The sequence below is a fragment of the Streptomyces plumbidurans genome, assembly GCF_019857225.1.
In the GTDB taxonomy this organism is placed as follows: Bacteria; Actinomycetota; Actinomycetes; order Streptomycetales; family Streptomycetaceae; genus Streptomyces; species Streptomyces plumbidurans.
The window spans coordinates 79,990-100,862 of the sequence record NZ_JAFJSY010000028.1; the positions used below are offsets into that span (position 1 = coordinate 79,990).

The 20,873-nt window shown below is 71.4% G+C and carries 20 protein-coding genes; 11 read left to right on the top strand and 9 right to left on the bottom strand.

Annotation, left to right across the window (positions count from 1 at the left end):
* Nucleotides 1-76: 76 nt before the first annotated feature.
* The 5 genes from JYK17_RS19745 (at nucleotide 77) to thpD (ending at nucleotide 4,905) form a co-directional block, all read left to right on the top strand.
* Nucleotides 77-1,177, top strand: a complete 1,101-nt coding sequence (locus JYK17_RS19745; protein ID WP_222810901.1) for a pyridoxal-phosphate-dependent aminotransferase family protein — start codon at nucleotides 77-79, stop codon at nucleotides 1,175-1,177.
* A gap of 442 nt (nucleotides 1,178-1,619) precedes the next feature.
* Nucleotides 1,620-2,135, top strand: coding sequence for a diaminobutyrate acetyltransferase (gene ectA, locus JYK17_RS19750; RefSeq protein ID WP_108013631.1), 516 nt, complete (start codon nucleotides 1,620-1,622; stop codon nucleotides 2,133-2,135).
* Between the two features lie 116 nt (nucleotides 2,136-2,251).
* Complete coding sequence (gene ectB, locus JYK17_RS19755; protein ID WP_108013630.1) at nucleotides 2,252-3,523, top strand: diaminobutyrate--2-oxoglutarate transaminase; 1,272 nt, start codon at nucleotides 2,252-2,254, stop codon at nucleotides 3,521-3,523.
* A gap of 83 nt (nucleotides 3,524-3,606) precedes the next feature.
* Nucleotides 3,607-4,011 (top strand): ectoine synthase, encoded by a 405-nt coding sequence (locus JYK17_RS19760; RefSeq protein ID WP_108013629.1) that lies wholly within the window; start codon nucleotides 3,607-3,609, stop codon nucleotides 4,009-4,011.
* A 6-nt stretch (nucleotides 4,012-4,017) separates the two neighbouring features.
* Nucleotides 4,018-4,905 carry an ectoine hydroxylase gene (gene thpD, locus JYK17_RS19765; protein ID WP_108013628.1) on the top strand — a complete coding sequence of 296 codons (888 nt, stop codon included), beginning with the start codon at nucleotides 4,018-4,020 and terminating at the stop codon, nucleotides 4,903-4,905.
* A gap of 41 nt (nucleotides 4,906-4,946) precedes the next feature.
* On the opposite strand, the gene JYK17_RS19770 is transcribed toward thpD, so the two are convergent.
* From JYK17_RS19770 to JYK17_RS19795, 6 genes are all read right to left on the bottom strand, one after another.
* Nucleotides 4,947-5,948, bottom strand: coding sequence for a maleylpyruvate isomerase family mycothiol-dependent enzyme (locus JYK17_RS19770; RefSeq protein ID WP_222810902.1), 1,002 nt, complete (start codon nucleotides 5,946-5,948; stop codon nucleotides 4,947-4,949).
* A gap of 34 nt (nucleotides 5,949-5,982) precedes the next feature.
* Nucleotides 5,983-6,588 carry an RNA polymerase sigma factor gene (locus JYK17_RS19775; protein ID WP_108013626.1) on the bottom strand — a complete coding sequence of 202 codons (606 nt, stop codon included), beginning with the start codon at nucleotides 6,586-6,588 and terminating at the stop codon, nucleotides 5,983-5,985.
* Between the two features lie 40 nt (nucleotides 6,589-6,628).
* A complete protein-coding gene (locus JYK17_RS19780) occupies nucleotides 6,629-7,678 on the bottom strand; it encodes an aminotransferase class V-fold PLP-dependent enzyme (RefSeq protein ID WP_128803418.1) in 1,050 nt (349 codons plus the stop codon).
* Nucleotides 7,679-7,826: 148 nt separating this feature from the next.
* The gene (locus tag JYK17_RS19785; RefSeq protein WP_222810903.1) at nucleotides 7,827-8,543 is read right to left on the bottom strand and encodes a DsbA family oxidoreductase; all 717 of its coding nucleotides are present in this window, start codon (nucleotides 8,541-8,543) and stop codon (nucleotides 7,827-7,829) included.
* 104 nt (nucleotides 8,544-8,647) lie between these two features.
* Nucleotides 8,648-9,154: a GNAT family N-acetyltransferase gene (locus JYK17_RS19790; RefSeq protein ID WP_234547583.1), complete on the bottom strand. Its 507-nt coding sequence runs from the start codon at nucleotides 9,152-9,154 to the stop codon at nucleotides 8,648-8,650.
* The gene (locus tag JYK17_RS19795) at nucleotides 9,151-10,134 is read right to left on the bottom strand and encodes a GlxA family transcriptional regulator (protein ID WP_128804558.1); all 984 of its coding nucleotides are present in this window, start codon (nucleotides 10,132-10,134) and stop codon (nucleotides 9,151-9,153) included. Before JYK17_RS19795 ends, JYK17_RS19790 begins: the two co-directional genes overlap by 4 nt.
* A gap of 70 nt (nucleotides 10,135-10,204) precedes the next feature.
* Here JYK17_RS19795 and JYK17_RS19800 point away from each other — a divergent pair, with 70 nt between their 5' ends.
* On the top strand, nucleotides 10,205-11,587 hold the full coding sequence (locus JYK17_RS19800) for an MFS transporter (RefSeq protein ID WP_222810904.1): 1,383 nt from the start codon (nucleotides 10,205-10,207) through the stop codon (nucleotides 11,585-11,587).
* 227 nt (nucleotides 11,588-11,814) lie between these two features.
* On the opposite strand, the gene JYK17_RS19805 is transcribed toward JYK17_RS19800, so the two are convergent.
* Nucleotides 11,815-12,423, bottom strand: coding sequence for a DUF1349 domain-containing protein (locus JYK17_RS19805; protein ID WP_108013622.1), 609 nt, complete (start codon nucleotides 12,421-12,423; stop codon nucleotides 11,815-11,817).
* 46 nt (nucleotides 12,424-12,469) lie between these two features.
* A complete protein-coding gene (locus JYK17_RS19810; RefSeq protein ID WP_222810905.1) occupies nucleotides 12,470-13,999 on the bottom strand; it encodes an aldehyde dehydrogenase (NADP(+)) in 1,530 nt (509 codons plus the stop codon).
* Nucleotides 14,000-14,138: 139 nt separating this feature from the next.
* On the opposite strand from JYK17_RS19810, the gene JYK17_RS19815 reads away from it, so the two are divergent.
* The 5 genes from JYK17_RS19815 (at nucleotide 14,139) to JYK17_RS19835 (ending at nucleotide 19,320) form a co-directional block, all read left to right on the top strand.
* The gene (locus JYK17_RS19815; protein WP_128803414.1) at nucleotides 14,139-14,912 is read left to right on the top strand and encodes an IclR family transcriptional regulator; all 774 of its coding nucleotides are present in this window, start codon (nucleotides 14,139-14,141) and stop codon (nucleotides 14,910-14,912) included.
* Nucleotides 14,913-14,943: 31 nt separating this feature from the next.
* The gene (locus JYK17_RS19820; RefSeq protein ID WP_108013619.1) at nucleotides 14,944-15,414 is read left to right on the top strand and encodes a GNAT family N-acetyltransferase; all 471 of its coding nucleotides are present in this window, start codon (nucleotides 14,944-14,946) and stop codon (nucleotides 15,412-15,414) included.
* Nucleotides 15,415-15,573: 159 nt separating this feature from the next.
* Complete coding sequence (locus JYK17_RS19825; protein WP_108013618.1) at nucleotides 15,574-16,827, top strand: sensor histidine kinase; 1,254 nt, start codon at nucleotides 15,574-15,576, stop codon at nucleotides 16,825-16,827.
* A 325-nt stretch (nucleotides 16,828-17,152) separates the two neighbouring features.
* The gene (locus tag JYK17_RS19830; RefSeq protein ID WP_108013617.1) at nucleotides 17,153-17,809 is read left to right on the top strand and encodes a response regulator transcription factor; all 657 of its coding nucleotides are present in this window, start codon (nucleotides 17,153-17,155) and stop codon (nucleotides 17,807-17,809) included.
* 62 nt (nucleotides 17,810-17,871) lie between these two features.
* Nucleotides 17,872-19,320 carry a peptidoglycan D,D-transpeptidase FtsI family protein gene (locus JYK17_RS19835; protein ID WP_108013616.1) on the top strand — a complete coding sequence of 483 codons (1,449 nt, stop codon included), beginning with the start codon at nucleotides 17,872-17,874 and terminating at the stop codon, nucleotides 19,318-19,320.
* A 72-nt stretch (nucleotides 19,321-19,392) separates the two neighbouring features.
* On the opposite strand, the gene JYK17_RS19840 is transcribed toward JYK17_RS19835, so the two are convergent.
* On the bottom strand, nucleotides 19,393-20,844 hold the full coding sequence (locus tag JYK17_RS19840) for an NCS2 family permease (protein ID WP_108013615.1): 1,452 nt from the start codon (nucleotides 20,842-20,844) through the stop codon (nucleotides 19,393-19,395).
* Nucleotides 20,845-20,873: the final 29 nt, after the last annotated feature.

Genomic DNA, 20,873 nt, shown 5'->3' on the forward strand with positions numbered 1-20,873 from the left:
GTGGGCCATGAGGGGCGGGTCACCTGGCGGATACCCTCGACGCAAGTCGAACACTCGTGAGCGAAGAGAGCACGCCGTGAACCACCCCCTCCTCGATCTGCCCCCGATGAGCGCCGCGCAGTTCGCCTCGATCGAGGACCGGGTGGCGAAGCTGCTCGGCACCGCGCAGGACGTGGTGATCATGCAGGGGGAGGCGCTGCTGCCGCTGGAGGGGGCGATCCGGGGGACGGCCGGGCCGGGGACCGTCGCGCTGAACGTCGTCACCGGGCCGTACGGGCAGACCTTCGGGAACTGGCTGCGGGACTGCGGGGCGACGGTGATCGACCTCTCGGTGCCGTTCCACACGGCGGTGAGCGCCGCGCAGATCCGGGAGGCGTTCGCCGAGCACCCCGAGATCGACTTCGTGTCGCTGGTGCACGCCGAGGCGGCCACCGGGAACACCAATCCGGTCGCGGAGATCGGGGAGGTCGTACGGGAGCAGGGGGCGCTGTTCTATCTGGACGCGGTCGCCTCGATCGGCGCCGAGCCCGTGCTGCCGGACGCGTGGGGTGTGGACCTGTGCGTCATCGGGGCGCAGAAGGCGATGGGCGGGCCCGCGGGCGTGTCGGCGGTGTCGGTGAGCGAGCGGGCGTGGGCGCGGATGGCGGCGAATCCGGGGGCGCCGCGCAGGTCGTACCTGTCGCTGCTCGACTGGAAGGAGCGCTGGGTCGACGGCGGGCGCCGGGCGCTGCTGCACGCGCCGGCGCAGCTGGAGATGCTGGCGCTGGAGGCGTGCCTGGAGCGGATCGAGACGGTGGGGCTCGCGGCCGTGATGTCCCGCCACGCCTCCGCCGCCGCTGCCACACGCGCGGGCGCGCTGGCGCTCGGCGGCGGCCTCGAACCGTACGTCCACGAGGCCCACGAGGCGGCCCCCGTCGCCACGACACTACGCACACCTCAGGGAATCATCGCCTCGGACCTGGTCACACAGGCCCTCACCACCGACCCGGCACTCCCCCTGGCCGCCGGCGGGAGTGCGCTGGCCGCTTCAATGATCCGCGTGAACCACTACGGCCCGGACGCGACCCCGGAGGCGGTCCGCTCCTGCCTTACGGCACTGGGCACGGCACTGACCGAGAACGGGGTGACCGTGGACCTGGAAGCAGCGCGGGGGGCCGTGGCTGAGGCCTGGGCGTAGGCGCACGGACTGGTTTGCAGGCGGGTGCGGGAGCGGGCCGAGTAAAGGAGGGCGGATCCTCCATCGCCCCGGAGCAGGATGCGGATATCCTGCGCGAGCGTATCGACGGAGTAACCGGAGCCTGAATTCAGCGCTATTCGGGTATGATTTTCAGGAGTTTATCGGGGGCAGCTTCCCGTATTCTTCTGCCCGCTTTTTCCCGTCCTAAACGCAAAGATTCCGCGAACACCAACGGGTGTATTTCGGGCAGATCTCGTGCGGGTTCCACGGCTGTGACGCGTTACACATCCTGCCCGGTTCGGGCGGTATTTCCCGCACAAAATGGGACCTTTCGTCGAGCCAGCTCACCCGCTCTCGCGCCCGCGCGATAACACACACGGCCCGCACACGTAACCCCATCCGGCCATGCATTTTTGATTTTCCATCGGTAAGTTCAATTTGCATGACTGCCGCACAAGCAGACCGAGCAGAACTCCAAATCGACCGTCCATCGGTGACGGACGGAGCCGCGCTGTGGCGGATAGCCCGCGACTCCAGGACGCTCGACCTGAACTCGTCGTACAGCTATCTGCTGTGGTGCCGTGACTTCGCCGGCACCACGGCCGTGGCGCGCGACGGGCGCGGGGAGCCGGTCGGCTTCGTCACCGGCTACATCCGGCCCGACCGCCCGCGCACCCTGCTCGTCTGGCAGGTGGCGGTGGACGAGGCGTACCGCGGACGCGGACTCGCGGCCAAGCTTCTCGACGGACTCGTGGCACGCAGCACCGGCGAGCACCGGATCACCGCCCTCGAGACCACCATCTCGCCCGGCAACACCGCCTCCGAGCGCCTGTTCACCTCGTTCGCCGAGCGGCACGGCGCCGACGTGGAGCGCGAGGTGCTCTTCGACACCGGCCTGTTCCCCGACGGGCCGCACGACCCCGAGGTCCTGTACCGCATCGGCCCCCTCTCCTTCTGAACATCCGAAGAAGACTCCGAACCCCTTCGACCTCCCTCTGAAGAAGTCACCGAAGCCTTCTGCAGACCCCCTGACGACCCCCACGCACTCCCCCACGCAACGAGGAGCGAATCGTCGTGACCATCACCCAGCCCGACCTCAGTGTCTTCGAGACCCTCGAGTCCGAGGTGCGCAGCTACTGCCGCGGCTGGCCCACCGTCTTCGACCGTGCGCAGGGCAGCCGCATGTACGACGAGGACGGGCATGAGTACCTGGACTTCTTCGCCGGGGCCGGCTCGCTGAACTACGGACACAACAACCCCGTGCTGAAACGGGCGTTGATCGACTACCTGGAGCGCGACGGCGTCACGCACGGGCTCGACATGTCGACCACGGCCAAGCGCGCCTTCCTGCAGACCTTCCAGGACCTGGTGCTGCGGCCGCGCGACCTGCCGTACAAGGTCATGTTCCCGGGTCCGACGGGCACCAACGCCGTGGAGTCGGCGCTGAAGCTGGCGCGGAAGATGAAGGGCCGCGAGGCCATCGTCTCGTTCACCAACGCCTTCCACGGCATGTCGCTCGGCTCGCTGGCCGTCACCGGCAACGCCTTCAAGCGGGCCGGTGCCGGTGTTCCGCTGGTGCACGGCACCCCGATGCCGTTCGACAACTACTTCGACGGCCAGGTCCCCGACTTCCTGTGGTTCGAGCGGATCCTGGAGGACCACGGCTCCGGCCTGAACAAGCCCGCGGCCGTGATCGTCGAGACCGTGCAGGGCGAGGGCGGCATCAACGTCGCGCGCCCGGAGTGGCTGCGCGCGCTGTCCGAGCTGTGCGAGCGCCAGGACATGCTGCTGATCGTCGACGACATCCAGATGGGCTGCGGGCGGACGGGGGCCTTCTTCTCGTTCGAGGAGGCGGGCATCACCCCGGACATCGTCACCGTGTCCAAGTCCATCAGCGGCTACGGACTGCCCATGTCGCTGTGCCTGTTCAAGCCCGAGCTGGACATCTGGGAGCCGGGCGAGCACAACGGCACCTTCCGCGGCAACAATCCCGCCTTCGTCACGGCGACGGCCGCGCTGGAGGCGTACTGGGCGGACGGGTCCGCGATGGAGAAGCAGACCCGCGCCCGTGGCGAGCAGGTCGAGCAGGCCTTCGTCGCCATCTCGGAGGAGAACCCCGACGCCGTCAAGGAGTACCGGGGCCGCGGTCTCGTGTGGGGCATGGAGTTCCACGACAAGGAGCGCGCGAACCGGATCGCCCGCCGCGCCTTCGAACTGGGGCTGCTCATCGAGACCTCGGGCCCGGAGAGCGAGGTCGTCAAACTCCTTTCGGCGCTCACGATCACGGCCGAGGAACTGGACGAGGGCCTCAGCGTCCTCGCCCGCGCCGTGCGCGAGACCGCCTGAACGGCGCTGAAGAACCCCGAACAACCCTGAACAGACCCGGAAAGGCCCAACTCTGGGCATCAACTAGGAGGCTAGGCACCACCGTGATCGTCCGCTCGTTCAAGGAGATCGAAGGCACCGACCGGCATGTGAAGTCCGCGTCCGGCACCTGGGAGAGCAAAAGGATCGTCCTCGCCAAGGAGAGGGTCGGCTTCTCGGTGCACGAGACGATCCTGTACGCGGGTACCGAGACGAACATGTGGTACGCGAACCACATCGAGGCCGTCGTCTGCACCAAGGGCGACGCCGAGCTGACCGACCGCGAGACCGGGAAGACGTACCACATCACGCCCGGCACGATGTACCTCCTCAACGGCCACGAGCGGCACACGCTCAGGGTCAAGGAGGACTTCCACTGCATCTGTGTCTTCAACCCGCCCGTGACCGGACGGGAGGACCACGACGAGAACGGCGTCTACCCGCTGCTCACCGAGCCCGAGGAGGTGTGACATCACATGACCACCATCACTGATCTCTATCCCAGCCGCGGCCCCGTAGAGGTGTCCGTCCCGCGCAAGGACCCGGTCGTCTGGGGCTCGCCCGACACCCCGGGCCCGATCTCGGCGACCGATCTGCAGGGGTTCGAGCGCGACGGGTTCCTCGCCATCGATCAGCTGATCGCCCCGGACGAGGTCCCGCTCTACGCACAGGAGTTGGAGCGGCTCGTCACCGACCCGCAGATCCGCGCGGACGAGCGCTCGATCGTCGAGCCGAAGTCCAAGGAGATCCGCTCGGTCTTCGAGGTGCACAAGATCAGCGAGGTGTTCGCGCAACTGGTGCGCGACGAGCGGGTGGTCGGCCGGGCACGGCAGATCCTCGGCTCGGACGTGTATGTCCACCAGTCGCGGATCAACGTCAAGCCCGGTTTCGGCGCCAGCGGCTTCTACTGGCACTCGGACTTCGAGACCTGGCACGCCGAGGACGGCCTGCCCAACATGCGCACGGTGTCCGTCTCGATCGCGCTGACCGAGAACTACGACACCAACGGCGGCCTCATGATCATGCCGGGGTCGCACAGGACGTTCCTGGGCTGCGCCGGCGAGACGCCCCGGGACAACTACAAGAAGTCGCTGCAGATGCAGGACGCGGGCACGCCCTCCAACGAGGCGCTGACCGCCATGGCGAGCGACTACGGCATCAAGCTGTTCACCGGCAAGGCCGGTTCGGCGACCTGGTTCGACTGCAACTGCATGCACGGCTCGGGTGACAACATCACGCCGTTCCCGCGCAGCAACGTCTTCATCGTGTTCAACAGCGTGGAGAACGAGGCGGTCGAGCCGTTCGCGGCCCCCGTTCGGCGTCCCGAGTTCATTGGGGCGCGGGACTTCACTCCGGTGAAGTGACCGACTTGGCAACTACAGCGGGCGGCGTCACGGTCGTGGTCTCACAGCCACGACAGTGACGCCGCCCGCTCCAGTACGTTCCTGACCGCGCCCTCGTCCCCCGCGGCGCGGTGCGGTACCTCGTCGGGGGTGCGCCGGCCGCCGACCAGCAGACAGAACTCCACCGGGTCCAGGGCGAGTTCGCCGTGCACCGGCTCGTCCTCGGAGCCCAGCACCCACTGCTCGTGCCCGTCGACGGCGAACAGCACGGGCGGCGCGGCGGGCCCCAGGGCGAGGCCGAGCACACGTACGGCGAGGCGCACCAGTTGCCCCAAGTGCCCGGCCGGTGGCGGTGGGACGGCGAGACCGAGGGCGCGGCCGATGTCGTCGCTGTGGATCCACGTCTCGAAGGCGCGCACCACGTAGTGGTCGGCGATCGGCAGCCGTACCCCCATCAACATCGTGGCCCGGGCCGCCAGTTCGGGCACCCGGGCCTCGGGTGCGGCGAGCAGGGCGGCCGCCTGCGCCGCCCAGTCGGCGACCGTCTCGGCGGGCGTACGGGCGTGTTCGTGCGCGATGACCTCGGCGGTACGGCGGTCCCAGGCATCGCCCCAGCTCACGCCCTCGGGCTCCGGGGTGGCCGGTACGCGGGCCGCGATGCCGAGCCGTCCGGCGAGCGGTTCGTCGGCGGCGAGCAGATGGGCGACGGTCGCGTGCACGTCCCAGTCGTGCACCACCGGTGTGCCCCAGCGGCCCTCGGCCTGGGGCAGCAGCGCCTTCACCCCGGCGACGGCGGCCGCGTACGGGGCGGCGTGCGCGGCGACCCGGGGCGCCGCGGGGCGGGCGTTCAGGGCGGCGGACAGGACCTCGGAAGTGGCGGACGGGGGTGCGGCGTTCACGGCCGGTCCGTCCAGCAGCCGTACCGTCTCGCGCAGGCGTGCCGCCTCCGCCGCGCAGGTCTCGCACTCGGCGAGGTGCGCGGGAACCGCCTGCTCCTCGGCCGGCGGCAGGGCGCCGAAGGCCCAGGCGGCCAGCAGATCGCGTACGGCGTCGTGATCGGTCATCCCGTGCCTCCTTCCCCGGCGTGCCGTGTCGCCATCATGCGCCCCGTTCCAGCGCCGGATCGGGCGGGTCGGCCAAAGACTCGGCCAAGGATCGCAAAGCCGTGCGCAGCCGTGTCTTGGCCGTGCCCTCGGGGATGCCGAGTTCGACGGCGGCCTGCCGGTAGGTGCGGCCCGCGAAGTAGGCCAGATGGACCACTTCCCGCTGGGGCCGCGGGAGTTCGGCCAGGGCCGAGTGCAGCAGCAGGGAGCGTTCGCGGTCGACGACCGTCTCGTCCGGGCCGGGCGAGGCGTCCGGGATGGCATTGAGCGCCGCGTCGTCGGCGTGGGCGTCCTTGCGGTGCCTGGCCTCGCTGCGCACCCAGTCCACGGCCCGCCGGTGGGCCAGCATGGACAGCCAGGTGCGCAGCGACCCGCGGTCCGGGTCGAAGGCGTAGGGCCTGCTCCACAGGTGGGCGAAGACCTCCTGGGCCACGTCCTCGGCGGCGCCCGGGCTGCGGGTGACCCGCACGGCGACGCGCCGCACCAGAGCCCCGTACGCCCGGTACGCCTCGGCCAGCGCGGTCTCGTCCCCGTACACCAGGCGCCGGTGCAGCTCGGCGTCTGCGGGCTGCCGCGCGGAGGTCTCGCCCGTGGACTCCACGTGCCCTTCCTAGCGTCCCCGCAGGCACCGCGCCAGTGCTTCAGGCGGACAGAACGTCGAGCAGCCGGTCGACATCGGCGTCCGTGTTGTACAGGTGGAAGGCCGCCCGCAGGTTGCCCGCGCGGTTCGAGACCTCCACTCCCGCGCTGCTCAGCTCGGTCTGGCGGTGGCCGAGCGCGGGCACGGAGACGATGGGCGAATCGGGTGACGGGACGGGCTCGTGGCCGAGCGAGGCCAGGCCCGCGCGGAAGCGGTCGGCGAGCGCGAGGTCGTGGGCGCGCACCGTGTCGACGCCGAGTTCCTCCAGCAGTTCCAGGGAGCGGCGGGCGCCGGCGTAGGAGAAGAGGGCGGGGCTCTCGTCGAACCGCCGTGCGGAGTGGGCGAGTTCGTCGATGGGGCCGTAGCAGGCGTCCCAGGGGTGCTCGCCCGCGACCCAGCCGGCGAACAGCGGGGTGAGTCCGCCGAGGTCCTCCGGGACGACCAGGAAGGCCACGCCCCGCGGGCAGACGAGCCACTTGAAGGCGACGCAGGCGGTGTAGTCGTCGGCGTCCGCGTCGAGGTCCAGCCATCCGGCGGCCTGGGACGCGTCGACGTAGGTACGCGCCCCGTGCTCGCGCGCCGCCTCCCGGATCGCGGGCAGGTCGGCGACGCGTCCGTCGGCGGACTGCGCGGCGCTGACCGCCACCAGGGCGGTGCCGGGGCGCACGGACTCGGCGAGGCGCTCCAGCGGCGCGGTGCGCACCTTGAGGTCGGAGCGGACGTGGAAGGGGTTCACGACGGAGCTGAAGTCGCCCTGGGCGGTGAGGACTTCGGCGCCCTCGGGCAGGGAGCCGGCGATCAGTCCGCTGTAGACGGCGACCGAGGCCCCGGCCGCGACCCGGCGGACGGGCACCCGGGCGAGCCGCGCGAAGGAGGCGCGGCTCGCCTCGACGTCGGCGAACATGTCGGTGGGCTGCCCGGCGGCGGCCGCCTCGACGGCGGTGCGCAGGGCGGCCACGGTGCGGTCGGGCAGCAGGCCGGTGCTCGCGGTGTTCAGGTAGGTGTTCTTCGGGGCGAACTCGGTTCGGACGCGGCTCTCGAAGGTCTCCATGGACCCACTGTGGGCCCCGCGGAACCCGCGGTCCATTGCCGATTTCTACGTGGTATCGCCAAGCGTTCCTTATGGATCGGCCGTCACCTGCGGCTTTGCGGACCGCCGGTCACCGGGCCATGGGTCATGGGGCCTTGGGGTCACGGGGTCACTGCTGCGGGACCGCGCATCCGTCTGGGCCGCACGCCTCGGCGCCGCCCTCGTCGATCAGCTGCAGCGGCGGCCGCTCGCCCCAGGCCTGGGTCAGCGCCTGGGTGAAGACCTCGGCGGGCTGGGCGCCGGAGACGCCGTACTTGCGGTCGAGGACGAAGAACGGCACGCCGTTCGCTCCGAGTTCGGCGGCCTCGCGCTCGTCGGCGCGGACCTCGTCGGCGTAGGCGGTGGGGTCGGCGAGCACCGTGCGGGCCTCGTCGGCGTCCAGTCCGGCCGCGACGGCGAGTTCGACGAGCCGCTCGTCGCCCTCGGCGAAGACGGAGCGCTCCTCAGCGAAGTTCGCCCGGTAGAGGATCTGGATCAGCTCGTCCTGACGGCCCCGCTCCTTGGCGAAATGCAGCAGCCGGTGCATGTCGAAGGTGTTGCCGTGGTCGCGGTCGCGGGTGCGGTACGCGAGGCCCTCGGCGGCGGCCTGCGCGCCCAGGTTCTCCTCGCCGGCCCGGGCCTGCGCCTCGCTCATGCCGTACTTCCTGGTGAGCATCGTGATCACCGGCTGCACATCGCCCTTGGCGCGCCCCGGGTCCAGCTCGAAGGAGCGGTGCACGACCTCGACCCGGTCGCGGTGCGGGAAGGCGGCGAGGGCCTTCTCGAAGCGGGCCTTGCCCACGTAGCACCAGGGACAGGCGATGTCCGACCAGATCTCGACCTTCATGCGCTTCGCTCGCTCCCGTTCGTACGGACGTACCGGCACTTCGGATACACCGGCACTTCGGAGACGCCCTCCGCCTCAGTGCGTGAACGTTCAAGCAGGGCCGGTCATTCCCCCGGCACCGCGAAGCGCAGAAAGAGGTGGTGGTCGTCCTCGGCGGGCGGGTTCTCCGGGTCGGGGACCCAGCCCTGGCGGGCGTAGAAGGCCTGGGCGCGGTGGTTGTCGACGTGCACGTCGAGGACGGCCGCCGTTCTGCCGTCGGCCTGCCACTGCTCGACGCAGGCGGTGTGCAGGGCCGTGCCGACGCCGGTGCGCCAGTGGTCGGGGTCGACGTGGAACTGGAACAGCTTGACCGTTTTCGCGGGAGCGCCCTCCGGGGTGCGGAAGGAGGCGATGCCGACCAGGCTGCCGTCGCGGACCGCGCACAGGACATGGCCGTCGGGGCGCTCGATGGTCTGTGCCCACAGCGCCGGCCAGTCCCGGCCGTCGTCGGGGAGGCCGTCCGGGTAGTAGGTGGAGCGAGCGCGCACATGCAGCTGGGCGACGGCCGCGGCCTCGGCGGGCAGGGCTGTTCTGATCATCACGGGGTCGAGGGTCCGGTTCGCTGCGATCATGCAGCGGAGGACGTGTCCTCGGCGGCCTCGGTTCCCAGGCGCGTGAACTGCGCCCGGTAGGCGCTCGGAGTCAGGCCGGTCCTGCGGACCACGTGGGCGCGCAGCGAGTCGGCGGTGCCCAGGCCGCAGGCGCGGGCGACCTGGTCCATGGGCAGGGTGGTGGTCTCCAGCAGCTCCTTGGCGCGCTCGATGCGCTGGTGGAGCAGCCACTGCAGGGGACTGACGCCGCTCTCGGCGTGAAAGCGGCGGGTGAGGGTGCGCACCGAGACGCCCGCGTGCCGGGCCAGGTCGGTGAGGGTGAGCGGCTTGTCCATGTTGCGCATGGCCCAGCCTCGGGTGTCGGCGCAGAAGGTGCCGCGCTCGGGCGGCAGCGGGGTGTGGGTGAACTGGGTCTGGCCGCCGGGGCGCACGGGCGCGACGAGGGCGAGGCGGGCGACCTCGTTGGCGACGGCGGCGCCGTAGTCGGTGCGGATGACGTGCAGGCACAGGTCGATTCCGGCGGCGTAGCCGGAGGCGGTGACGTACGGGCCGTCCTGGACGTAGAGGACGTCGCCCTGGAGGTCGACCTGCGGGTAGCGGCGGCGCAGCTCCTGGGCGTGCGCCCAGTACGTGGTGGCCCGGCGGCCCTCCAGCAGGCCCGCCTCGGCGAGCTGGAAGGCGCCGGTGCACAGCGACGCGATCCGCTTGCCGGCGTCGGCCGCCTCCCGCAGGGCGGCCACGATGCGGGGGTCCGGCTCGTAGGGCGCGCCCGTGCCCGCGACGACGACCGTGTCCGCCTCGCGCACCGCTTCGAGCCCGCGGGACACGTACAGGTCGAGCCCACCGGAGGTGGGGACGGGGCCAGGCTCGGCGGCGCAGATGACGACCTCGTAGCCGGGGCGTCCGTCCACCTCGACCTTGTTGAACATCAGCTCGGGGATGGCGAGGTTGAACATCGAGACGGGCGAGGGCGCGATGACGGCAATGCGGTGCGCGGGCATGGCCAGAACCTCCGGGTGCATGGCATTCAGGCCACTACTGTACGGCCCCGGCGGTCCGGAGCATGGAGCCATGTCGACCGAACAGACCCTCAAGAGCGAACAACTCCCCGTCAAAGAGCGCGAGTTGGCACCCAAGAGACCCTCTCCCGCGCTCACCCTTCTCGCCGCGCTGCTCGGGTTCGCGCTGATCTGCCTGGACGCGTCCGTGGTGAACGTGGCGCTGCCCTCGATCGGCCACTCGCTCGGCGGCGGGATGTCCGGGCTGCAGTGGGTGGTGGACGCCTACACGCTGCCGTTCGCGGCGCTGATGCTGTCCACCGGCGCGTTCTCGGACCGGGCGGGGGCGAGCCGTGCGTACGCCCTCGGCACGGCCACCTTCACGCTCGCCTCCGTGGTCTGCGGGCTGGCGCCCGGGCTGCCCGCGCTGATCGGTGCGCGGGTGGTGCAGGGGGTCGCGGCGGCGGTGGTGCTGCCGGCGTCGCTGGCGCTGGTGCGGCAGGCGTACGGGGATCCGGTGCGGCGGGCGCGGGCGGTGGCCGTGTGGGCGGCGGGCGGCTCGGTCGCGGTGGCGCTCGGGCCGGTGGCGGGCGGGCTGCTGACCACCGCCTGGGACTGGCGGGCGATCTTCTTCGTGAACGTGCCGGTGGGCGCGGCGATCCTGCTGCTGGCGGCCCGCGCTCCCCGCTCCGAGCGGCGTCCGGCACCGCTGGACCTGGCGGGGCAGGCGACCGCAGTGGTGAGCCTGACGGCGCTGACCTTCGCGGCGATCGAGCGCGGGGTTGCCGGGTGGGCGGCGCTGGGGGTGGCCGTCGTCGCCGCTGCCGCCTTCCTGCGCGTCGAGGCGCGCGGGTCGCATCCGGTCGTTCCCCTCGCCCTGTTCCACGACCGGACCGTGGCCGTGAGTGTCGCGGCGGGGGCGGCGGTCAGCGTCGCCTTCTACAGCATGGTGTTCGTGTTCTCGCTCTTCTTCCAGCAGGTTCAGGGGCGTTCACCGCTCTTCGCGGGGCTGCTGTTCCTGCCGATGACGGGCCTGATCGCGGTGACGAACGTGGTGGCGGGCAAGCTCGCCGGGCGCTACGGCCCCCGGCTGCCGATGACAGTGGGGCAGGCGCTGGCCGCCGTCGCGCTGCTCGTCCTCCTCTGCGTCGACGCCGACACGCCCCCGGCCCTGGTGGCCGTGCTGCTGATCCCCCTCGCCGTGGGCTGCGCCCTGACGGTCCCCCCGCTGACCGCCGCCCTGATGGACGCCGTCCCCGCCGAATGCGCAGGCGTCGCCGCGGGCCTCCTCAACGCGGCCCGCCAGGTCTCGGGCGGCCTCGGCATCGCGGTCTTCGGAGGCCTGGTCGCCGACGACTTCGAGTCCGGGCTACGCCTGAGCCTGCTGGTGGGCGCAGCCCTACTGGCCATGACGGCCGCGCTCAGCTCCCGTCTCGCAGGTCGCCCGGCCACGTAGCGCGGCCAACTGTCCTGACCGGCGCCTTCACAGCCCCGCACCGACTCACAGTCCCGGCAGCCAGGACGGACTCAGCGGCGGCCACCCGAAGCCGGACACCGGGCCGTCGCCCACGCCCGCCACCGGCGACCCATCAGCCCGTCCCGCAGCCCCGCCCGTCAGACCCCGGCCCGCGCCCGCTGCAGGCGACCACCCGCCGCAGGCGACCGCCCGTCGCAGGCGACCCCTCAGCTCCCGTCTCGCAGGTCGCTCGGCCACGTGGGCCGGTATTCCAGGTGGTCGTAGGTGACTACGCAGCCCTCGCCCATCGGGGACTGGGTCATGAAGCCGATGAGGGCGTCGCCCGTTTCCTTCTCGGTGCCGAGGGTGAAGAGGCGGACGAAGGTCCAGCGGTGGCCGTCGCGGGAGGCGTGGAAGGCGAAGGCGCGGCCTGTGCGGCTGACTCGGAACCAGACCGAACTGCCGTCCACGGTGAAGGAGTTGGCGTCGTCGGAGTGGCCCCGGGTGACCACCGTGCACACGGTGGGTACGTCCGGGGAGTACTCCAGGCAGAGCTTGGCCCAGGCCCGCTCGCCGACGTGGACGTAGAGCACCCCCGCGTCGAAGGCCCCGGCGAAGCCGACCGTGACCCGCGCGATCAGCTGGAAGTCGCCCTCGGGCGCCCCGAGCAGCCGGGGCGCGTCCGAGGCGGGCTCCAGGGCCTCGCCGGTGGGCGGTACGAACCGGTCCTGCCGGGGACCGGCCCAGCCGGTGAGGATGCCGTCCTCGTAGGACCAGTTGCCCTCGGGGCCGTACGTGCGCAGTGCGAAGGGCAGTTCGGGGAGTTCCACGTCCATCCCGTGAGTGTGGCACCTGTGGGCGGGCGATGCGGGCCTGGGGTCCTCAGCGCTCCAGACGGCCGTCGTAGCGGCGCGGCAGCCCGAGCGGGTTGTCGTCGCGCAGCTCCGGCGGAAGGATCGCCTCGGGTGCGCCCTGGTAGGCCACCGGGCGCATCCAGCGCTCGATCGCCGTCCCGCCCACGGAGGTCGACGTCGACGTGGTCGCCGGGTACGGGCCGCCGTGGTGCTGGGCCGGGGCGACCGCGACACCGGTCGGCCAGCCGTTGACGAGGACCCGGCCCGCGAGCGGGGTGAGCTCCGCCAGCAGTTCGGCGCCCCGGCCCTCGCCCGCCGCCTCCTCGGTCGAGAGGTGCACCGTCGCCGTGAGGTTGCCGGGCAGCCGGGACAGTACGGACCGCACCTGGTCATCGTCCTCGTAGCGGACGACGACGGTCACCGGCCCGAAGCACTCCTCCAGGAGCAGGTCGTAGGCCCCCTCGGCGGCCAGCTTGTCCGCCGCCACCGTCAAAAAGCCCGCGCTGACCGTGTGCTCGCCGCCCGCCCCGGGCGTCACCGGGGAGTCGACGTCGGGGAGCGCGGTGCGCTCGGCGACCCCGGCGAGGAAGTTGTCGCGCATGCGGTGGTCCAGCAGGACGCCTGCGTCGGTGTCGCTGACCGCGTCCGTCAGGGACTTCAGCAGCCGGTCGCCCGCGTCGCCGGACGGCGCGAGCACCAGGCCGGGCTTGACGCAGAACTGCCCGACACCAAGCGTCATCGATCCCGCGAGGCCCGCACCGATCGTCTCGGCCCGCTCGGCCGCCGCGGCCTCGGTGACGACGACGGGGTTGAGGGAGCCCAGCTCGCCGTGGAACGGGATCGGCACCGGACGGGCCGCGGCCGCGTCGAACAGCGCCCGGCCGCCCTTGACGGAACCGGTGAAGCCGGCGGCGGACACCAGCGGGTGCCGGACCAGCTCGATGCCGGCCTCGAAGCCGTGCACCAGGCCGACCACGCCCTCGGGGATGCCGTGCGCGGCGGCGGCCCGGCGCAGCACCTTGGCGACGTACTCGGACAGGGCCGGGTGGTCGGGGTGCGCCTTGACCACGACGGGGCAGCCGGCGGCGAGCGCGCTCGCGGTGTCGCCGCCCGCGACCGAGAAGGCGAAGGGGAAGTTGGAGGCCGAGTAGACGGCGACGACGCCGAGGGGCACCTTGTAGCGGCGCAGGTCCGGGATCGGCGGGGTCGCGGTGTCGTCGGGGTGGTTGATGATCACGTCGAGGAAGGCGCCCTCGTCGACGATGTCCGCGAAGGCGCGCAACTGGTAGCAGGTGCGGGCGAGTTCACCGGTGAGCCGGACCGGGCCGAGCGCGGTCTCCGCGTCGGCGGTCTCGACGAGCCCGTCCTTGGCGGCCTCGAGCTGGTCGGCCGCGGTGCGCAGGAAGGCGGCGCGGACCGCGCGGTCGGCGAGAGAGGCGCGCGCCGCGTGCGCGGCCCGGACGGCGGCGTCGACCTCCTGGGCTGTGGCCTCCACCGCAACCTGTTCACGCTGCTTCCCGGTTCGGGGGTCGACACTCCAGACTGGTGCTGCTGCCACCGCGGTCCCTCCAGGTATAGCCGGGTCATTCGCCGGTCATTCACCAGGGTCGTTCGATATACTGAACGCTGTCTCTGATGATGAATATGCTGTTGGAGACTATAACTTCAGTGTCTCGTCGAACGAAGGGTCAAGGGCGATGTCGGCAGTCGAGGCAGGCGGCGGGGCGCAGGTCAAGTCCGCGGTACGGACCGTTGAATTGCTCGAGTACTTCGCCGGTCGCCCCGGCATGCACTCGCTCGCCTCGGTACAGGAGGCCGTCGGGTACCCCAAGTCCAGTCTGTACATGCTGCTGCGCACGCTGGTGGAGCTGGGCTGGGTGGAGACCGACGCGACGGGCACGCGGTACGGCATCGGGGTGCGGGCCCTGCTGGTGGGCACGTCGTACATCGACGGCGACGAGGCGGTCGCGGCGGCCCGGCCGACCCTGGACCGGCTGTCGGACGACACGACCGAGACGATCCACCTGGCGCGCCTGGACGGCACCAACGTGGTGTACCTGGCCACGCGCCAGTCGCAGCACTATCTGCGCCCCTTCACCCGCGTGGGACGCCGGCTGCCCGCGCACTCCACCTCGCTCGGCAAGGCGCTGCTGAGCACGTACTCCGACGAGCAGGTGCGCAAGATGCTCCCGGAGACGCTGCCGGGCCTGACGGAGAACACCATCACGGACCGCGAGAAGCTCATCGAGGAGCTGCACCAGGTCCGCGAACAGGGCTTCGCGGTGGACCGCGAGGAGAACACGCTGGGACTGCGCTGCTTCGGCGTGGCGATCCCGTACCGCACTCCGGCGCGCGACGCGATCAGCTGCTCGGTGCCGGTGGCGCGGCTGACGCCGGCGCACGAACAGATGGTGAAGGACGCGCTGTTCGACGCCCGTGACCGCCTGACCCTGGCGACCCGCAGGCTCTGACTCCCGGCCCGGGGTTCTAGGCTCGTGCCTCATGGATGTCGTACTCCGCGAAGTGCACGAGAGCGATCTGCCGGTCTTCTTCCGGCAGATGAACGATCCGGAGGCCGTGCGCATGGCGGCCTTCACCCCCGAGGACCCGGCCGACCGGGACGCCTTCGACGCGAAGTGGAAACGGATCCTCGCCTCGGACGCCGTGACGCGGACCGTCCTGGTCGACGGTGATGTGGTGGGCAGCGCGGCGGTGTACGGCGAGCCGGGCGAGCGCGAGGTCACCTACTGGGTGGACCGCGCGTACTGGGGGCGGGGCGTGGCGACGGCCGCACTGCGCGCGCTGCTGGCCGAGGTGCCCGAGCGCCCGCTGTACGCCCGCGCGGCGGCGGACAACGCCGGATCGCTGCGGGTGCTGGAGAAGTGCGGCTTCCGCCTCACGGCACGGGCGTCGGGGTATGCGAACGCGCGCGGCGCGGAGATCGAGGAAGCGGTGCTGACGCTTCAGGCGTGAGCCCTACGGCCGCCCCCGGTCCGTACGTCTCCCCGTTCCGTACGCCTTCAGGCTCCGCCGTTCTCCGCCTTGAGGCGGACCGGGATCGTCGCCGGGCAGGACGCGGGCACCGGCGCGGGTGCGGGAACGTGGGCCCATGGTGCAGGGGGAACGGTCCGGGTGAGGGAGTTCGTCCGGTTGCTGCTCGGGCGGCGGGCGCGGCTGCGGTGGGTCCATCTGATCCTCGGCGGCGCGCTCGCCATGCCGTACGTCTTCGTCGGCGCGACCGCCGTCGGCCCGCTCACCGGCTCGCAGAACGTCTTCGGGGACTTCGGGCTGCAACTCCTGTCCTTCGCCGTGGCGTTGCCGCTGGCCGCCGTCACCTCGCTGTTCCCGCTGACCCGTCCGCTGGAGTCGAGCGCCGTGCGCTGGCTGTGCGGGGTGGACGCGGAGCGGCTCGTCTACGGTCCCGCCCGCGCGCGGAGGGCGAAGGGGCGCACGGCGGCCTGGTTCACGCTGCACCTCGGGTTCGGCGGGGTGATCGCCGGGATGTCGCTGGCGGTGCCGCCGTTCGCGGGCGTGCTGATCGCGCTGCCGCTGTTCGCGTGGGTGCGCGACGACCGGCTCGGACTGCCCGAAGTCCTCGACCACTCCTGGGCGTTGGCGCTCTCGCCGGTAGCGGGCCTGGCCTGTCTCCTGGCGCTCGCGGTGTGCGCGGCCGGTGCCGGGGCGCTGCTGGCCCACTGGGCGCCCCGGCTGCTCGGGCCCGCCCCGGAGGACCGGCTCGCGGCGGCGGAGGCGCGGGCCGCCGACCTCGCCGTCCGCAACCGGCTCGCCCGTGAGCTGCACGACTCCGTCGGCCACGCGCTCAGCGCCGTCACCCTGCAGGCGAGCGCGGCACGCCGGGTCCTCGGCAGCGACCCGGAGTTCGTCCGCGAGGCGCTCGCCGCGATCGAGGACACCACCCGGCGTACGGTCGGCGAACTCGACGCCGTACTGGGCGTGTTGCGCGACGGCGACGCCCCCGGCACCGGCCCGGCCCCCACCCTCGCCGACGACCTCGACGGCCTGCTGCGCCGGGTCCGGGCCGGTGGACTGCGGGTCACGGCCACCGTCGCCGCCGATCCGGCGACGCTGCCGCCCGTCCTGTCCCGCGAGGCCTACCGCATCGTGCAGGAGGGACTGAGCAACTGCCTCAAGCACGCCGACCCCCGAACACCGTTGACCCTGCGCATCACCACGGCCGACGACCACCTGACCATCACCATCGACAACCCCCTCGGCACCGCCACCACCCACCGCCCCACCGGCGGCCACGGCCTACCCGGCCTAGCAGACCGCGCCCGCCTCCTGGGCGGCACAGCAAAAGCGGGCCCGACCCACAACAACACCTGGCGCCTACAGGCCCACCTCCCCCTGAAGGACCCCACATGACCACGGTCACCCGAGTCACCGTCGCCGACGCCCCCCGCACGGCCAGTCCCCCTCCAGACCACCCTCGTCCCCGAACCGGGACCCCGCCCCAAGGCGACACCCGGCGCCTGCACGCCCGCCCTCCAAAGGAACCCGCAGCCCACACCCCCATCCGCACCACCCTCGCCGACGACGAACGCACGAACCGCCCCCCTCCGGGCCACCCTCACCCCCGAACCGCACCCCCCGGGCCACCCCTCACCACCAAACCGCACCCCGCCCACAACAACCCCCGGCGCCTGCCCCTCCCCCCAAATAAAGAACGCCTCCCCCTGAAGGACCCCGCATGCCCACCCCCATCCGCATAGTCCTGGCCGACGACGAACGCATGGTTCGTACCGCCCTCCGGGCCATCCTCTCCGCCGAAGCGGATCTGGAGGTGGTCGGGGAGGCGGCCGACGGGGTGGAGGCGGTAGGGGTCGTGCAGAACGTGCGGCCCGATGTTGTGCTGATGGATGTGCGGATGCCGGAGCTGGACGGGATCCGGGCCACCGAGGAGATCCTCGGCACGGTCGATGCGCCGCCCCGGATCGTCGTCGTGACCACCTTCGAGAACGACGCCTACGTGTACGACGCGCTGCGCGTGGGAGCCGCCGGGTTTCTGCTCAAGCGGGCCGACGCCGACTCGCTCGTACAGGCGGTACGGCTCGTCGCGCGCAGCGACAGCCTGTTGTTCCCGTCGGCGGTGCGGGCGCTCGCCGAGGAGCACGCGCGCGCGTACGCCACGCCTCCGCCCTGGGTGGCACGGCTCACCGCCCGGGAGAGCGAGGTGCTGCGGCACATGGCGGACGGGCTGACCAACGCGGAGATCGCGCGCCGCATGGGGGTCGGCCCCGCGACCGTGAAGTCGCACGTGGCGGCGGTGCTGGCGAAGACCGGCACCCGGGACCGTACGCAGGCGGTGATCGCGGCCTACGAGGCGGGATTCATGAGCACGCGATGAGAAGATGAGAAATCGCGGCGGACGGGAACGATCCGCCCGGCTTCGCTCGTCCTCCAGGCGGGATGAACAAGACGATAAGGCGGGCCTCCGTCTTCACACTGCTCCTGGTGATCGCTCTGCTGGTCAGGGCGACCTGGGTGCAGTTCTACGACGCCAAGGCCCTCGCGGACGACAAGAACAACCGGCGCAACGCGATCAGGACGTACGCGGAGCCGCTCGGGAACATCATCGTGGGCGGCCGGTCCGTCACCGGCTCGGCGCCCACGAAGCACAGCGACCTGAAGTACAAGCGCACGTACAAGGACGGCAAGCTGTACGCCGCGGTGACGGGCTACGCCTCGCAGGCCTACGCCCCCACCCAGCTGGAGGGCATCTACCAGCACCTCCTCGACGGCACGGACACCAGCCTGGGCACCGTGATGGACACGGTCACCGGAAAGCGCGCCGATCCGGGCAACGTGATCACCACGATCGACCCCGACGTGCAGAAGGCCGCCTACGACGCGCTCGGCGACAAGAAGGGCGCCGCCGTCGCGATCGACCCGGCGACCGGCAGGATCCTCGCGGTCGTCTCCACCCCGTCCTACGACCCGTCGTCGCTGACCGACGCCAACACCGCGGGCACCGCCTGGAAGAAGCTCAACGCCGACGCGGACAAGCCGCTGACCAACCGCGCCCTGCGCCAGCCGCTCCCGCCGGGCTCGACGTTCAAGCTGGTCGTCGCGGCCGCCGCGCTGGAGGACGGGCTGTACTCCTCGGTGGACCAGAGGACCAAGAGCCCCGACCCGTACACCCTGCCGGGCACCACCCGCGACCTGTCCAACGAGAACCCGAGCGCGCCCTGCGAGAACGCCTCCATCCGCACCGGCCTGCAGTACTCCTGCAACAACGTCTTCGCGAAGATGGCCGTCGACCTCGGCCAGGACAAGGTGCGGGCGATGGCCGAGAAGTTCGGCTTCAACGACACCACGCAGGATGTGCCGGTGCGGGCGTACACCAGCGTCTACCCCTCGGACATGGACCGGTCCTCCACGGCCCTGACGGGCATCGGCCAGTACGACGTCACGGCGACCCCGCTGCAGATGGCCATGGTGTCCGCCGCCATCGCCGACGGCGGCAAGCTGCGCTCGCCGCACATGGTCGCGCAGACCACCGACAGCGGCGGCGACGTGCTGAAGGACTACGACGACGACACGACCACGAAGCAGATCGTCAGCTCCTCCACCGCCGAGCAGCTGCAGTCGGCGATGCGGACGGTCGTGGAGAAGGGCACGGGCACCAACGCGCGGATCGCGGGCGTGACCGTGGGCGGCAAGACCGGCACCGCCCAGCACGGCGAGAACAACAGCAAGACGCCGTACGCCTGGTTCACGTCCTACGGCAAGGCGGGCGGCAAGCAGGTCGCGGTCGCGGTCGTCGTCGAGCAGTCGGACGCGGCCCGCTCCGAGGTCAGCGGAAACGGACTGGCCGCCCCCGTGGCCAAGGCGGTGATGGAAGCGGCCCTGCGCTGAGCGCCCCGAAGGGGCGCGGGCAACTGCGCGACCGGCCACGACGAACCCGCGGCCGGCCGCGCAGCGTCTTCCTCACTTCACACCGAGAATCTGCTCCACCGGATCGATCGCGAAGTACACGAGGAACAGCACCGAAACCCCCCACAGCAGCCAGTGCACCTCCCGCGCCTTGCCGAGCACCGTCTTGATGACGACGTAGGCGAGGAAGCCGGCGCCGATGCCGTCCGTGATGGAGTAGGTGAAGGGCATCGCGGCGATCGTGAGGAACGCCGGGATGGCGATCTCGTAGCGGTCCCAGTCGATGTGCTTGACGTGGGTCATCATCAGGAAGCCGACGGCGATCAGGGCGGGCGCCGCCGCCTGCAGCGGGACGATCGTCAGCACCGGGGTGAGGAAGAGCGCGAGCCCGAAGAGGGCGCCGGTGACCAGGTTGGCGAAGCCGGTGCGCGCGCCCTCGCCGACGCCGGCGGCGGACTCGATGTAGGCGGTGTTGGAGGAGGCGGAGCCCAGACCGCCGGCCACGGCCGCCGCGCCGTCGATGAACAAAACCCGGCCGATCCCCGGCACCTGGCCCTGCTCGTCGAGCAGCCCGGCCTCCGCGCTGATGCCGACGATGGTGCCCATGGCGTCGAAGAAGTCCGACAGGATCAGGGTGAACACCAGCAGCACCGCGGTGATGATCCCGGCCTTCGCGAAGCCGCCGAACAGGCTGAAGTGGCCGACCAGTCCGAAGTCGGGCGTGGAGACGATCTTGTCGGGCACGTGCGGGGTGGTCAGGCCCCAGCTCTTGATGTCCGCGACCGCGTCGATGACGATCGCGACGACGGTCATCGTCACGATGCTGATCAGGATCGCGCCCTTCACCTTGCGCGCCAGCAGCGCGATGGTGAGCAGCACGCCGACGCAGAAGACCAGCACGGGCCAGCCGGTGAGCCGCCCGACGGAGCCGAGCTGCACCGGCACGGTGGTGTCCGCGGCGTCCGGGATACGGCTGACGAAGCCCGCGTCGACGAAGCCGATGAAGGCGATGAACAGGCCGATGCCGACGCCGATGGCCTGCTTGAGCTGCTGCGGGATAGCGTCCATGATCGCCTTGCGCAGCCCGGTGACCACCAGGATGCAGATCACGATGCCCTCGATGACGACCAGGCCCATCGCGTCGGGCCAGCTCATGATCGGGGCGAGCTGGAAGGCGACCACGGCGTTGAGACCGAGGCCCGCCGCGATGGCGAGCGGCAGATTGCCGCCGACGCCCATGATCACCGTCATCACACAGGCCACCAGGGCGGTGGCGGTGACGAGTTGACCGGTGTCGAGGGTGTGCCCGAACTTGTCCTTCGCGCTGCCGAGGATGATGGGATTCAGGACAAGGATGTAGGCCATCGTGAAGAACGTGGCGAAGCCGCCGCGTATCTCCCGGCCGAAGGTGGATCCCCGCTGGGAGATCCTGAAGAACCGGTCGACTCCGTTCGCCGCTGGTGGTGCGGCACTTGGCCGGTCGGCCGTCTTCTCGGTGTCGGTCATGGCGGGTGCTCCTCGGGGCCGGATGGATC

Excerpts from the sequence above, each read along its gene's own strand:
- JYK17_RS19805 (WP_108013622.1), bottom strand. The coding sequence starts at position 12,423 with ATGGACGTGGAACTCCCCGAACTGCCCTTCGCACTGCGCACGTACGGC.
- ectA (WP_108013631.1), top strand. The coding sequence starts at position 1,620 with ATGACTGCCGCACAAGCAGACCGAGCAGAACTCCAAATCGACCGTCCA.
- JYK17_RS19840 (WP_108013615.1), bottom strand. The coding sequence starts at position 20,844 with ATGACCGACACCGAGAAGACGGCCGACCGGCCAAGTGCCGCACCACCA.
- JYK17_RS19800 (WP_222810904.1), top strand. The coding sequence starts at position 10,205 with ATGTCGACCGAACAGACCCTCAAGAGCGAACAACTCCCCGTCAAAGAG.
- JYK17_RS19770 (WP_222810902.1), bottom strand. The coding sequence starts at position 5,948 with ATGACCGATCACGACGCCGTACGCGATCTGCTGGCCGCCTGGGCCTTC.
- thpD (WP_108013628.1), top strand. The coding sequence starts at position 4,018 with ATGACCACCATCACTGATCTCTATCCCAGCCGCGGCCCCGTAGAGGTG.
- JYK17_RS19780 (WP_128803418.1), bottom strand. The coding sequence starts at position 7,678 with ATGGAGACCTTCGAGAGCCGCGTCCGAACCGAGTTCGCCCCGAAGAAC.
- JYK17_RS19835 (WP_108013616.1), top strand. The coding sequence starts at position 17,872 with ATGAACAAGACGATAAGGCGGGCCTCCGTCTTCACACTGCTCCTGGTG.
- JYK17_RS19795 (WP_128804558.1), bottom strand. The coding sequence starts at position 10,134 with ATGCCCGCGCACCGCATTGCCGTCATCGCGCCCTCGCCCGTCTCGATG.
- JYK17_RS19790 (WP_234547583.1), bottom strand. The coding sequence starts at position 9,154 with ATGATCGCAGCGAACCGGACCCTCGACCCCGTGATGATCAGAACAGCC.
- JYK17_RS19830 (WP_108013617.1), top strand. The coding sequence starts at position 17,153 with ATGCCCACCCCCATCCGCATAGTCCTGGCCGACGACGAACGCATGGTT.
- JYK17_RS19785 (WP_222810903.1), bottom strand. The coding sequence starts at position 8,543 with ATGAAGGTCGAGATCTGGTCGGACATCGCCTGTCCCTGGTGCTACGTG.
- JYK17_RS19820 (WP_108013619.1), top strand. The coding sequence starts at position 14,944 with ATGGATGTCGTACTCCGCGAAGTGCACGAGAGCGATCTGCCGGTCTTC.
- JYK17_RS19815 (WP_128803414.1), top strand. The coding sequence starts at position 14,139 with ATGTCGGCAGTCGAGGCAGGCGGCGGGGCGCAGGTCAAGTCCGCGGTA.